We start from the raw sequence: 12792 nt of genomic DNA on the forward strand, positions 1-12792 counted from the left end.
CCCCGATGGGTTTCAATCTTTCCGAATGGGCGTTGCGTAACCGCCAGATCGTGCTGTTCCTGATGCTGTTGCTGGCCATTGTCGGGGCGTTGTCCTACACCAAGCTGGGCCAGAGCGAAGACCCGCCCTTCACCTTCAAGGCCATGGTGATCCGCACCAACTGGCCGGGCGCCACGGCCCAGGAGGTTTCCCGGCAGGTCACCGAGCGCATTGAAAAGAAGCTGATGGAAACCGGCGAGTACGAGCGCATCGTCTCGTTTTCCCGCCCGGGCGAGTCCCAGGTGACCTTCATGGCGCGCGACTCGATGCACTCGAACCAGATCCCCGAGCTCTGGTATCAGGTGCGCAAGAAGATCAGCGATATCCGCCATACCTTGCCGCCGGGTATCCAGGGCCCGTTCTTCAACGACGAGTTCGGCACCACCTTCGGCAATATCTATGCGCTGACCGGCGACGGTTTCGACTACGCGGTGCTCAAGGATTACGCCGACCGCATCCAGATCCAGCTGCAGCGGGTCAAGGACGTGGGCAAGGTCGACCTGCTGGGCCTGCAGGACGAGAAGGTCTGGATCGAGCTGTCGAACGTCAAGCTGGCGACCCTCGGTCTGCCCCTGGCGGCGGTGCAGCAGGCCCTGGAGGAGCAGAACGCGGTGTCCACCGCCGGTTTCTTCGAGACCAGCAGCGAGCGCCTGCAACTGCGAGTGTCCGGTAATTTCCAGAGCGTCGAGCAGATCAGCAATTTCCCGATCCGGGTGGCCGACCGTACCTTCCGTATCGGCGATGTGGCGAACGTGCGTCGCGGTTTCAATGATCCACCGGCACCGCGCATGCGCTTCATGGGCCAGGACGCGATCGGCCTGGCGGTGGCGATGAAGGACGGCGGCGACATTCTGGTGCTGGGCAAGGCGCTGGAACTGGAGTTCGCCCGGATCCAGAAAAACCTTCCCGCTGGCATGGAGTTGCGCAAGGTCTCCGACCAGCCGGCCGCGGTGAAGACCGGCGTCGGCGAGTTCGTCCAGGTGCTGGTGGAAGCCCTGGCGATCGTGCTGCTGGTGAGCTTCTTCTCCCTCGGTGTGCGCACCGGCATGGTGGTGGCCCTGGCGATTCCGCTGGTGCTGGCGATGACCTTCGCCACTATGTATTACCTGGGGATCGGCCTGCACAAGATCTCCCTCGGCGCGCTGGTATTGGCCCTGGGCCTGCTGGTGGACGACGCGATCATCGCGGTGGAGATGATGGCGATCAAGATGGAGCAGGGCTACGACCGGCTCAAGGCCGCCAGCTATGCCTGGACCAGCACCGCGTTCCCGATGCTCACCGGTACCCTGATCACCGCCGCGGGCTTCCTGCCGATCGCCACGGCGCAGTCCGGCACCGGCGAATACACCCGTTCGATCTTCCAGGTGGTGACCATCGCCCTGCTGGCTTCGTGGATCGCCGCGGTGGTGTTCGTGCCCTATCTGGGCGAGAAGCTGCTGCCGGACCTGGCCAAGCTGCACGCGGCCAAGCACGGCAATGGCGACGGCCAGCCTGATCCGTACGGCACGCCGTTCTATCAGCGGGTGCGGCGGATGGTGGAGTGGTGCGTGCGCCGGCGCAAGACCGTGATTGCCCTGACCGTGCTGCTGTTCATCGCCTCGGTGATGCTGTTCCGCTTCGTGCCGCAGCAGTTCTTCCCGGCTTCCGGGCGACTGGAGCTGATGGTCGACCTGAAGCTGGCCGAGGGTGCGTCCCTGAGCAACACGGCCGATCAGGTCAAGCGCCTGGAGGCGATGCTCAAGGATCACGCGGGCATCGATAACTACGTGGCCTACGTTGGCACCGGCTCGCCACGTTTCTACCTGCCCCTGGACCAGCAACTGCCGGCGGCGAGCTTCGCCCAATTCGTGGTGCTGGCCAAGACCATCGAGGAGCGGGAAAGCCTGCGCAGCTGGCTGATCGAAACCCTTAACGAACAGTTCCCGGCCCTGCGTTCACGGGTCACTCGCCTGGAGAACGGCCCGCCCGTGGGTTACCCGGTGCAGTTCCGCGTCACCGGCGAGCACATCGAAGAAGTGCGGGCCCTGGCGCGCAAGGTGGCGGCCAAGGTGCGTGAGAACCCCCATGTGACCAACGTGCACCTGGATTGGGAAGAACCGAGCAAGGTGGTCTACCTCAATATCGATCAGGACCGTGCGCGGGCCCTGGGCGTGAGCACGGCCAACCTGGCGAAGTTCCTGCAAAGCTCGCTGACCGGCTCCAGCGTCAGCCAGTACCGCGAAGACAACGAGTTGATCGAGATCCTGCTGCGCGGGACCTTGCATGAACGTACCGAGCTGTCGCTGCTGTCGAGCCTGGCGGTGCCTACCGACAACGGCAAGAGCGTGGCGCTGTCGCAGGTCGCGACCCTGGAGTACGGCTTCGAAGAAGGCATCATCTGGCACCGCAACCGCCTGCCGAACGTCACTGTGCGCGCCGATATCTATGGCAAGGAACAACCGGCGACCCTGGTGCAGCAGATCCTGCCGACCCTGGAGCCGATCCGCGCCGAACTGCCGGACGGTTACCTGCTGGACGTCGGCGGCACCGTGGAAGACTCGGCCCGCGGGCAGAACTCGGTGAAGGCCGGCGTACCGCTGTTCATCGTGGTGGTGCTGACCCTGCTGATGCTGCAACTGCGCAGCTTCTCGCGCACGGCGATGGTGTTCCTCACCGCGCCGCTGGGGCTGATCGGGGTGACCCTGTTCCTGATGGTGTTCCGCCAGCCGTTCGGCTTCGTGGCCATGCTCGGCACCATCGCGCTGTCGGGGATGATCATGCGCAACTCGGTGATCCTGGTGGACCAGATCGAGCAGGACATCGCCGCCGGGCTCAAGCCGTGGCAGGCGATCATCGAGGCGACGGTAAGGCGCTTCCGGCCGATCGTGCTGACCGCGCTGGCGGCGGTACTGGCGATGATCCCGCTGTCACGCAGCGTGTTCTTCGGGCCGATGGCGGTGGCGATCATGGGCGGGCTGATTGTGGCGACGGCGCTGACCCTGCTGTTCTTGCCGGCGTTGTATGCGGCCTGGTTCCGGGTCAAGAAAACCTGATGCGTTTGTAGGAGCGAAGCTTGCTCGCGATCTAGACGCCGCTGTGTGCCTGACACACCGCAGCGCCTAGATCGCGAGCAATCGAGCGTCGACCGACCGCTCCTACAGGTAGGGTTTTACAGGCTACCGAACACCTTCTTCGCCAGGCTGGTGGCCGCTGCCGCCGGGTTCTCGCGAATAGTCGCTTCCTGCTTGCCGATCATCTCGAACAGGCCGTTGAGCGCCTGTTCGGTCACGTAGCCTTCGATATTCGCGTTCTTCGCATCCAGCACGCCGAGGGTGGCGGCCTGGCCGGCGAAGGCGTTGTACTGCTTGGCCAGGCCCACCTGGTCGGTGGCCTGCTTGACGATCGGCAGGAACTTCACGCGGATCTGCTCGCGGCTGGTCTTGCTCAGGTACTGGGTGGCGGAATCCTTGCCACCGCTGAGAATGCCCTTGGCGTCTTCCACACTCATCTTCTTCACGGCATCCACCAGCAGCGCCTGGGCCTGCGGCACGGCGGCCTCTGCGGCCTTGTTCATGCTGGTCTCGAGCTCATCGACCTGGGCGCCCATGCCGAACTGCTTCATTTTCTTCGCTACTTTGCCGAGGTTGCCCGGCAGTTCGATGCGCACGTCCGGGTTGTTGCTGAAACCGCCGGCGGTACCCAGCTGTTTGACCGCGACCTGGGCACCCTGGGTCAGGGCATCCTTGAGGCCGCCAGTGGCGTCTTGTTGCGATAGGTCGCCGAGGGACAGCGCCAGAGCGCTGGCGGAGATCAGCAGGCCGGCGCACAGGCTGGTGAAGCGAAGGGAAGAACGGAGCATGGCAGCTTCCTTGTTCGAGAAAAGGGATTAACGAACCGCGTCGACGCGGATTTTCAGCGGTTGCGGGTCGCTGCCGTCGAGTTTCACCCCGTTGTGCTCGGTGGTGATGAACAGCAGTTTGCCGGCCACTTCGATCCGCGCGCTGACCGAATAACGGTGCCCGGGCTTGACCTGGGCCGGGTCGTAGCTGAGGTGGAAGGGCAGCGGCACCTGGCCTTTGACCGGGCCCTTCTGTTCGGCCAGTAGCACCGCGGGGGCGTCGGCCAGCGACACGTCCTGCAGGCTGACGCTCAGAGTGGCGGCCGGCGGCAGGGCGATGCGTTGCAGGTAGAAGACTTCGCCATCGAGGCTGGCTTTGCTGGCAGGTTGCATGCTGTTACAGGCCCCGAGCAGGGTGGTAAGGGCGAGCAGGCTGAGCTTTTTCATGACGGATCTCCGTATCGGGGGGCGCCAGAAACCGCCTGGCGCCGATAAGAATCTAGTCGCTTTGCTGCGGAGCGGCGACCTGTTCGGCGGCATCTTCGCTGCGATGCAGGGCCACCTGGCGGATCGACAGGCGAATCTCCGCCGGCAGCACGCGCTTGGCCGCGCCTTCGGCCAGTTCGCCGAGCAGTTCGTGGTAGCTCAGCTTGCCGGCTTCGTCGCGGCGCAGCACGTCCTGCTCCAGCAAAGTCTGGATGAAGTGGCGGAACAGGCTCTTGTCGAAGAACTCCGGGGCATTCAGGCCGTGCAGGATCGACAGGCGCTGGGCCATGACCGTGCACAGGTCTTCCAGCTCCTCGGCGCTGATGCTGCGCTGGCCGCTGTTGAGCAGCAGCGAGATGGCCATGTAGAAGCGCTGCAGGGTCTGGGCGATGCTCTTGGACAGCAGGGTCAGCAGCACGAAGTGCCGCGAGCTCGGCGCCGGGCGCAGGTACAGGTCCTTCTCGAAGCGCAGCAGGCCTTGCTCGACGAAGGCCTCCAGCCATTGGTCGATCACCCCGTCCAGCTCGTCCAGGGACCAGCGGATGAACAGCTCCGACTGCAGGTAGGGGTACAGCGCCCGGGTGTAGCGCAGGATCTGTTCGCGGCTCATGCGCGACGAGCTCTGGAAGAAGCTCGCCAGCAGCGCCGGCAGGGCGAAGATGTGCAGCACGTTGTTGCGGTAGTAGGTCATCAGGACGGCGTTCTGCTCGTCCAGGTAGAGGATCTTGCCCAGGGCATCGCTCTGCTCGGACAGCAGGTCCATGTCCTTCACATGTTCGATCAAGGCCCGGCCATCGCCTTCCGGCAGGGTGGTGTGGGGCGAGTAGGGGACTTTGCGCAGCAGCGCCAGGTACAGGTCCAGGACCCGGGCCATGGCACGGTCGTCGAGGGCCAGGCGGCTGGTGGAGAGCAACGCCAGGGCCACCAGGTTGACCGGGTTGATCGCCGCTGCTTCGTTCAGGTGCTGGGCGACTTTTTCACCCAGGCGGTTGGTGGTTTCGTTGAGCCACGCCGGCTTGAACTGCGGGCCCAGTTCCTGAGCGCGCCAGCCCGGTTGTTCCTGATCGAGAAACTCGGCCAGCTTGATCGGCTCGCCGAAGTTCACCGCCACTTGGCCGAAGCGCTGCTTGAGGGCGCCGATGACCTTGAAGATGTCGAAGATCGACTCTTTCTTCTTGCTCGCGCCGCGCAGTTCGCCCAGGTAGGTGCGGCCTTCCAGCACGCGCTCGTAGCCGATGTACACCGGCACGAAGACGATCGGCATGCGCGAGGAGCGCAGGAAGCTGCGCAGGGTGATGGCCAGCATCCCGGTTTTCGGTTGCAGCATGCGCCCGGTGCGCGAGCGCCCGCCTTCGACGAAGTACTCCACCGGGAAACCCTTGGTGAACAGGGTGTGCAGGTATTCGTTGAACACCGAGGTGTAGAGCGGGTTGCCCTTGAAGGTGCGGCGCATGAAGAAGGCTCCACCCCTTCGCAGCAGGCTGCCGATCACCGGCATGTTCAGGTTGATCCCGGCTGCGATGTGCGGCGGGGTCAGGCCGTTGCGGAACAGCAGGTAGGACAGCAGCAGGTAGTCGATGTGGCTGCGGTGGCAGGGCACGTAGATCACTTCGTGGCCCGGGGCGACTTTCTGCACGCTTTCGATGTGGTTGACCTTGATCCCGTCGTAGATCTTGTTCCAGAACCAGCTCAGCACCACTTCGAGGAAGCGGATTGCGGTGAAGGTGTAGTCCGAGGCGATTTCGTTGCCATAACGCAGGGCCACGGCCTTGGCTTTTTCCGGGGAGATCTTTTCCCGTTCGGCTTCGTCGAGGATTGCCTGCTTGACCAGCGGCTGGTTCAGCAGGCCCTTGACCAGGTTGCGCCGGTGGGAAATGTCCGGGCCGATCACCGCGGCCTTCAGGTTGCGAAAATGCACCCGCAGGATGCGTTGGGCCATGCGCACGGTGCGTTCGTGGCCCTTGTTGTGCTCGATCAGCTCGCGCAGGTGGATCGGCGCGGAGAATTGCACCCGGGTCTTGCGGCCCAGGATCATGATGCTCAGCAGCCGGCGCAGGCGCCCGGTGACTGCCCAGCTGTCGGCGAACAGCAGTTTCCACGGGCTCGATTCGCTGTCTGGCGACTGGCCCCAGAACACGCTGACCGGAATGATCTGCGCGTCTTCGGCGGCATTCTGGCTCAGGGCGCTGACCAGGCGGGTCAGGGTCGGTGGCGCGCCGCGCTTGTCCTGGCGACCGAGCCAGTCTGGAGCCGGGGTCAGGTAGAAGAATGCGGCGGGTTCCAGCAGGTTGCCCACCGAGACCGGCAGCACCGGGCGCGGCAACCCGGCCTTGGTGCACTCGGTATCGACCACGGCGAGGTCGGTGAGCGAAGGGTTTTGCAGGACGTAGAACACCGGACGACTGCGGTCGAGGTTGAGGGTGAAGGACGACTGGTTGATCGTCTCCGAGCGAACCCAGAGGTACAACAGTCGGCGCAAGGTGCCAAACACAAGACGGCGGAACGGGGAGCGGGTCATACGGCTTCTGCTTTAGTGGAAAAAACCGAGCAGTTGCTCGGGGCGGCTAGTGTGCCGGATTCACCGAAAATCGGCAAAAAAGCGGCAAACAAGATTGAGTTGAGAGTTTTTGTGCCTGTCATATACTCGCCCGACTGACGCCTGGGCATGCAGGACCCATCAATGAGAAACCCAGGTCCAGGCGAAAGTTCTCACGGCTTCGTTTCAGTAAGCCGACTGATAATAAAAAGACGGAGGATGGATTGATGGCAACTCGCGAGACCGGCAGCGTGAAGTGGTTCAACGACGCCAAGGGCTACGGCTTCATTCAGCGTGAAGGTGGTGCCGATGTATTTGTCCACTACCGTGCTATTCGTGGTGAAGGCCACCGCTCGCTGACCGAAGGGCAGCAGGTTGAATACGCCGTGGTAGAGGGGCAGAAGGGGTTGCAGGCAGAGGATGTAGTGGGCTTGTAAGCGTTATGCCTTTGTAGGAGCAGGGGGACGCCTAGTTCTTGCTCGCGATAGCGTTTTACCTGACACGACGCTATCGCGGGCAAGCCTCGCTCCTACAGGTTCGATCAAAGCGATTCAGGCGGTACGCCAGGTAATCTCTTCTTCCCCGTCGGCGCTGATGCGAATCCAGCGGTCGGCCGATTCTTCGCCTTCTTCCTCGACCCAGCTGCCCGGTGCGCAGCGCACTTCGACGTTCAGCGCGGCGAAGGCGGCGCGGGCGCAGGCGATGTCGTCGTCCCACGGCGTCTGGTCGCTTTCCAGGTACAGGCTGTTCCACTTGCCCACGGCTTTCGGCAGCCAGGTCACCGGCACGCTGCCGGCCTTGCATTTGTAGGTCTGGCCTTTCTGTACCCAGTCGCTGCACGGACCCAGGGCTGCGCCGAGCCAGGCGGCGATGGCTTTGTGGTCGACGTCGGCGTCTTTCAGGTAAATCTCGATATCCGGTTGGCGCATGGATGTCCTCACTGCGGGTCTGAAAAATCCATTCGCGGATTTATTCGGCCTCGAGACACTGCTCGAGGCCTTGGATTAATGGGTTACTGCAGAACGAAGTAATCGTAGCGCATCGACACGCTAACCTCGAAGGGCTCGGCCTGCTCGATCACGCTGGCCCGGCGTTCGGCACTGGCGCGCCAGCCGTGGGGCGTCATGGCCAGCAGGTTGGCGCGATCCTGTGGATTGCTCAGCGTCAACTTGAAGTCCAGGGTTTCACTGTGTTGCAGCGCCATGCCCGCGGGCACCAGCGCCAGGTGTTTGTCGTCGGTATATTCGCGGACCTCGTCGTACAGGCGCTCGCGCAATTCCATCAGGTGACCGCTGGTCGGCCCGACCTTCATCAGGCCGCCGCCAGGGCTGAGCAGGCGCTTGGCTTCCTGCCAGTCGAGCGGGCTGAAGACGCTGGCGAGGAACTGGCAGCTGGCGTCGGCCAGGGGCACCCGGGCCATGCTGGCGATCAACCAGGTCAGCTGCGGGGCACGGCGGCAGGCGCGCTTGACCGCTTCCCGGGAGATGTCCAGGGCATAACCGTCCGCCTGGGGCAGGGCTTGGGCGATCTGTGCGGTGTAGTAACCCTCGCCGCAACCGATATCGACCCAGCGCTGCGGGGCGCGCTCGGCGGCCAGTTCGGCCAGGCGCTTGGCCACCGGTGCGTAGTGGCCGGCATTGAGAAAGTCGCGGCGGGCTTCGACCATGGCCTGGTTGTCGCCCGGGTCGCGGCTGTTCTTGTGCTGCACCGGCAACAGGTTCAGGTAACCCTGGCGGGCGCGGTCGAAGCGGTGCCCGGCCGGGCACACGACACCGTTGTCGACGGCGCTCAGGGGCGCCGCGCAGATAGGGCAGGCAAGCATCAGGCGAGCAACTTGATCAGGGTCTGGTAGTAGATTTCGGTCAGCACGTCGAGGTCGCTGGCCAGCACCCGCTCGTTGACCTGGTGGATGGTGGCGTTGACCGGGCCCAGCTCGACCACCTGGGTGCCGAGGGTGGCGATGAAACGCCCGTCGGAGGTACCGCCGCTGGTGGAAGCCTTGGTCTCGCGGCCGGTGACATCCTTGATGCTGGCCGACACCGCGTCGAGCAGGGCGCCCGGCTCGGTGAGGAACGGCAGGCCCGACAGCGCCCACTCCACATGCCAGTCCAGGCCGTGCTTGTCGAGGATGGTAGCCACGCGCTGTTGCAGGCCTTCGACCGTGGATTCGGTGGAGAAGCGGAAGTTGAACACCGCCACCAGCTCGCCGGGGATCACGTTGGTCGCGCCGGTGCCGGAATTCAGGTTGGAAATCTGGAAGCTGGTGGGCGGGAAGAAGGCATTGCCGTCGTCCCAATGTTCCGCGGCCAGTTCGGCCAGGGCCGGGGCGGCCAGGTGGATCGGGTTCTTGGCCAGGTGCGGGTAGGCCACATGGCCCTGCACGCCGCGCACCCTGAGCTTGGCGCCGAGGGAGCCGCGACGGCCGTTCTTGACCACGTCACCGACCAGGCTGGTGCTCGATGGCTCGCCGACAATGCACCAGTCCAGGCGCTCCTTGCGCGCCGCCAGGCGCTCGACCACGGCCTTGGTGCCGTGGTGGGCCGGGCCTTCTTCGTCGCTGGTGATCAGAAAGGCCACCGAGCCTTTGTGGTCAGGGTAGTCGGCGACGAAACGCTCGGCCGCCACCAGCATCGCCGCCAGGCTGCCTTTCATGTCCGCCGCGCCGCGCCCGCAGAGCATGCCGTGCTCGTCGATCAGCGCGTCGAACGGGTCGTTCTGCCAGGCCTGGACCGGGCCGGTGGGCACCACGTCGGTATGGCCGGCGAAACACAGCACCGGGCCTTCGTGCTTGCCGTGGGTGGCCCAGAAGTTATCCACATCCTCGATGCGCATCGGCTCCAGCTTGAAGCCGGCATCGCCCAGGCGCTGCATCATCAGCTTCTGGCAGTCGGCGTCGACCGGCGTCACCGACGGGCGGCGGATCAGGTCACAGGCGAGTTGCAGGGTCGGCGAAAGGTCGGCGTGGGCCGTCATGGGGAAACTCCGGTGCAAGGCGTATATGTGTGGGAGCGAGCGGGCGGCGATCCGACTTGCCCGCGATGGCCGCGACGCGGTTTGCCTGAGGCACCGCAGGGTTCTCATCGCGGGCAAGCCTCGCTCCTACGGTAATGGGCAAGGCGCGCAAAATGGCGGATATCTTAAAGCAAAACGGCGGCTAGAGGCCGCCGTTTAGTGCTTTGCCGCGATTTATGCAGCCGCCACCGGTTCGCTTTCGGCAAGCGGTTTTGGCAGCGACGACAGGAAGGCCATGACCAGCGCCGCCACATACGGCAGCGACTGCACCAGGAGCATGGTCACCCAGAAGCGCATGTCGTTGCTCGGCAGGCCACCCTGCACCAGGTAGATACCCAGCGCCGCGCCCCACAACAGCAGCATGATGAACAGCTCTTCCCGGGCTTCCGAGATCGCCACCCAGAAGCCGTGGTTGTCGGCATTCTTCGGCGTGCGGAAGAACGGAATGCTGCTGGTGAAGAAGCCGTACAGCACCGCCTTGGCGATGGTGTGGGACAACGCCAGGCCCGCAATGGCCGCGCAGAACGCATCCTTGAGGTTGACCCCGACCGCACGGCGGTAGAGGAAGATGATCTTGCCGACCTTGAACACGAACAGCGCCAGGGGCGGGATCGCGAAGATCAGCAACGGCGGATCGACGCGCTGCGGCACGATGATCATCGCCGCCGACCAGAGCAGGGCGCCGAGGGTGAAGAAGATGTTCATGCCGTCCGCCACCCATGGCAGCCAGCCCGCGAGGAAGTGGTAGCGCTGGCCACGGGTCAGCTCGGTGTCCTTGCCGCGCAGCAGGCTGGCGGTGTGGCGCTTGATGATCTGGATCGCCCCATAGGCCCAGCGGAAACGCTGTTTCTTGAAATCGATGAAGGTATCCGGCATCAGGCCCTTGCCGTAGCTGGTGTGGTAGTACGCGGCCGACAGGCCTTTCTCGAACACCCGCAGGCCCAACTCGGCGTCTTCGCAGATGCACCAGTCGGCCCAGCCCAGTTCTTCCAGGACCGAACGGCGGGTCATGGTCATGGTGCCGTGCTGGATGATCGCGTCACGGTCGTTGCGGGTGACCATGCCGATATGGAAGAAGCCTTTGTATTCCGCGTAGCAGAGCTTCTTGAAGGTGCTTTCGTTCTGGTCGCGGTAGTCCTGTGGCGATTGCACCACGGCGATTTTCGGGTCGGCGAAGTGCGGCACCATGTGCTTGAGCCAGTTGCGGTCGACGCAGTAGTCCGAGTCGATCACCGCGATCACTTCGGCGTCCTTGGCGGTGTGCGGGATCAGGTAGTTCAGCGCGCCACCCTTGAAGCCGGCCAGGGGGGCGACGTGAAAGAACTTGAAGCGCGGGCCGAGGGTTTCGCAATAGGCCTGCACCGGCTCCCAGACCGCCGGGTCCTTGGTGTTGTTGTCAATGATCAGGACTTCGAAGTCCGGATAGTCGAGGTTGGCCAGGGCATTGAGGGTCTGTTTGACCATCTCCGGCGGCTCGTTGTAGCACGGCACGTGGATCGAGACTTTCGGCCGGTAGTTGGAGTCGCCTTCGACCGGAAGGAACTCGCGCCGACGCTTGTGCACCCAGACCGCCTCGGCCAGTTCATGGGCTTCGGTGAGCAGCACGATGAACACCCCGAGCGCACCCAGGGCGAGCAGGAAGCCCACCGTCAGGCTGAACCAGGTGCTGTATTGCTGGCTATAGTCGTAGCCGATCCACACCAGCACCGAACCGCAGAGGAAGGCGATGAAGGTCAGGAAGGTCCGCCCACGCTGGCGCAGGGCCGAGCCGTCGATCATCAGCAGGGTCAGGGACAGCAGCGCCAGGACCACCGAACCGATGGCCAGCACGCGCCATTGCGGGATTGCCACCACCGGGCCTTCGAAGTTGAATTTCTGCTGGCGCGCGGCGTTGAACACACCCCAGTAGGCGCCCACCGAACCTTCGTCGCTGGCCTTCCACGGCTGGTCGAAGGCCTCGATCACGAAGTAGTTGTAGCCCTGGCGGTTGAGCTTGTTGACCAGGTTACGCAGGTAGATCGCCTGATCCGCCGGGCTGGCGTCGGCGCCGCCACGCATGCGGCCGTTGCTCGGCCAGCCTACTTCGGACAGCAGCAACGGTTTTTTCGGGAACATCTTCTTCAGGTCGCGGGCGCGGTCGAGGACGAACTGCCCGGCCTTGTCCATCGGGATGAATTCCCAGTAGGGCAGAACGTGGGCGGCGATCAGGTCGACGTGCTGCGCCAGTTCCGGGTGTTCTTCCCAGACGTGCCACTGCTCGGACGTGGTGACCGGCACCTTGACCGCGGCGCGCACGCGATCGAGCAGCACGCTCAACTGGTCGGCGGTGATTTCCTTGCGGAAGATGGCTTCGTTACCGACCACCACGCGCACCACACTGCGCGAGTTGTTGGCGATGTCGATGGCGCGGGTGATTTCACGCTCGTTGCGCTCCAGGTCCGGGCTGATCCAGATCCCCAGGGTCACGCGCAGACCGAACTCTTCCGCCAGCTTGGGGATGTTCTCCAGCGTGCCATCGACTGAGTAGGTCCGAATGTTGTCGGTCAGCTTGCTCATGATCTCCAGGTCGCGACGCATTTCATCGTCGGTCGGGAACTGGTCTTTCTGCGGGAACTGGCCCAGTTGGAAAGGCGAGTAGGAAAAGCCGGAGATTTGTGCAGGCCAATTGGGGGCGGAGACCGGGCGGTTGACCAGTGCCCAGAAGCCGGTGAACAGGGCGGCGATTGCCAGAACCACCACCAGGTTGAGTCCAAATTTACGCGATGACATAGCTATTTCGGGTTCCAAAGGGTGTGGAACGGGGGAACGGTCGGCATGCGCCAAGCGGCGCGCATCCTACACTGGCCTTCGACTGAGCGTACAGCGCACAGGGGAAAGCCGCAGGTTGGGCAATCCAACTCGA

The 12792-nt window shown here is 63.9% G+C and carries 9 protein-coding genes; 2 read left to right on the forward strand and 7 right to left on the reverse strand.

Translation table 11 applies throughout. The annotated features are described in order from the left end of the window. Positions 1–5 precede the first annotated feature (5 nt). A complete protein-coding gene (locus C4K38_RS05875) occupies positions 6–3071 on the forward strand; it encodes an efflux RND transporter permease subunit (protein ID WP_053277628.1) in 3066 nt (1021 codons plus the stop codon). Positions 3072–3187: 116 nt separating this feature from the next. Here the strand turns inward: C4K38_RS05875 and C4K38_RS05880 are convergent, their stop codons facing one another. Genes C4K38_RS05880 through plsB form a run of 3 tightly spaced genes read right to left on the reverse strand, consistent with a single transcriptional unit; the run spans position 3188 to position 6860 of the window. Then, the gene (locus tag C4K38_RS05880; RefSeq protein WP_053277629.1) at positions 3188–3877 is read right to left on the reverse strand and encodes a DUF4197 domain-containing protein; all 690 of its coding nucleotides are present in this window, start codon (positions 3875–3877) and stop codon (positions 3188–3190) included. A 27-nt stretch (positions 3878–3904) separates the two neighbouring features. Continuing rightward, positions 3905–4303, reverse strand: a complete 399-nt coding sequence (locus tag C4K38_RS05885) for a YbaY family lipoprotein (RefSeq protein WP_025806609.1) — start codon at positions 4301–4303, stop codon at positions 3905–3907. A 52-nt stretch (positions 4304–4355) separates the two neighbouring features. After that, positions 4356–6860, reverse strand: a complete 2505-nt coding sequence (gene plsB / locus C4K38_RS05890) for a glycerol-3-phosphate 1-O-acyltransferase PlsB (protein ID WP_053277630.1) — start codon at positions 6858–6860, stop codon at positions 4356–4358. 245 nt (positions 6861–7105) lie between these two features. Here plsB and C4K38_RS05895 point away from each other — a divergent pair, with 245 nt between their 5' ends. Continuing rightward, positions 7106–7315, forward strand: a complete 210-nt coding sequence (locus C4K38_RS05895; protein WP_007927922.1) for a cold-shock protein — start codon at positions 7106–7108, stop codon at positions 7313–7315. A gap of 114 nt (positions 7316–7429) precedes the next feature. Here C4K38_RS05895 and C4K38_RS05900 read toward each other — a convergent pair whose 3' ends face one another. The 4 genes from C4K38_RS05900 to C4K38_RS05915 form a co-directional block, all read right to left on the reverse strand. Beyond that, complete coding sequence (locus tag C4K38_RS05900) at positions 7430–7807, reverse strand: hypothetical protein (RefSeq protein ID WP_007927921.1); 378 nt, start codon at positions 7805–7807, stop codon at positions 7430–7432. Between the two features lie 83 nt (positions 7808–7890). Then, complete coding sequence (locus tag C4K38_RS05905) at positions 7891–8700, reverse strand: putative RNA methyltransferase (protein WP_025806612.1); 810 nt, start codon at positions 8698–8700, stop codon at positions 7891–7893. Next, positions 8700–9851 (reverse strand): succinyl-diaminopimelate desuccinylase, encoded by a 1152-nt coding sequence (gene dapE / locus C4K38_RS05910; RefSeq protein ID WP_053277631.1) that lies wholly within the window; start codon positions 9849–9851, stop codon positions 8700–8702. The genes C4K38_RS05905 and dapE overlap by 1 nt, the downstream gene beginning before the upstream one ends. 213 nt (positions 9852–10064) lie before the next feature. Further along, positions 10065–12659, reverse strand: a complete 2595-nt coding sequence (locus C4K38_RS05915; RefSeq protein WP_053277632.1) for a glycosyltransferase — start codon at positions 12657–12659, stop codon at positions 10065–10067. Positions 12660–12792: the final 133 nt, after the last annotated feature.

Origin of the sequence: Pseudomonas chlororaphis subsp. piscium (genome assembly GCF_003850345.1) — a bacterium.
In the GTDB taxonomy this organism is placed as follows: Bacteria; Pseudomonadota; Gammaproteobacteria; order Pseudomonadales; family Pseudomonadaceae; genus Aquipseudomonas; species Aquipseudomonas piscium.

Bases quoted from the DNA above. Each gene is read 5' to 3' on its own strand.
- C4K38_RS05875 (WP_053277628.1), top strand. From the start codon at position 6: ATGGGTTTCAATCTTTCCGAATGGGCGTTGCGTAACCGCCAGATCGTG.
- C4K38_RS05880 (WP_053277629.1), bottom strand. From the start codon at position 3,877: ATGCTCCGTTCTTCCCTTCGCTTCACCAGCCTGTGCGCCGGCCTGCTG.
- C4K38_RS05885 (WP_025806609.1), bottom strand. From the start codon at position 4,303: ATGAAAAAGCTCAGCCTGCTCGCCCTTACCACCCTGCTCGGGGCCTGT.
- plsB (WP_053277630.1), bottom strand. From the start codon at position 6,860: ATGACCCGCTCCCCGTTCCGCCGTCTTGTGTTTGGCACCTTGCGCCGA.
- C4K38_RS05895 (WP_007927922.1), top strand. From the start codon at position 7,106: ATGGCAACTCGCGAGACCGGCAGCGTGAAGTGGTTCAACGACGCCAAG.
- C4K38_RS05900 (WP_007927921.1), bottom strand. From the start codon at position 7,807: ATGCGCCAACCGGATATCGAGATTTACCTGAAAGACGCCGACGTCGAC.
- C4K38_RS05905 (WP_025806612.1), bottom strand. From the start codon at position 8,700: ATGCTTGCCTGCCCTATCTGCGCGGCGCCCCTGAGCGCCGTCGACAAC.
- dapE (WP_053277631.1), bottom strand. From the start codon at position 9,851: ATGACGGCCCACGCCGACCTTTCGCCGACCCTGCAACTCGCCTGTGAC.
- C4K38_RS05915 (WP_053277632.1), bottom strand. From the start codon at position 12,659: ATGTCATCGCGTAAATTTGGACTCAACCTGGTGGTGGTTCTGGCAATC.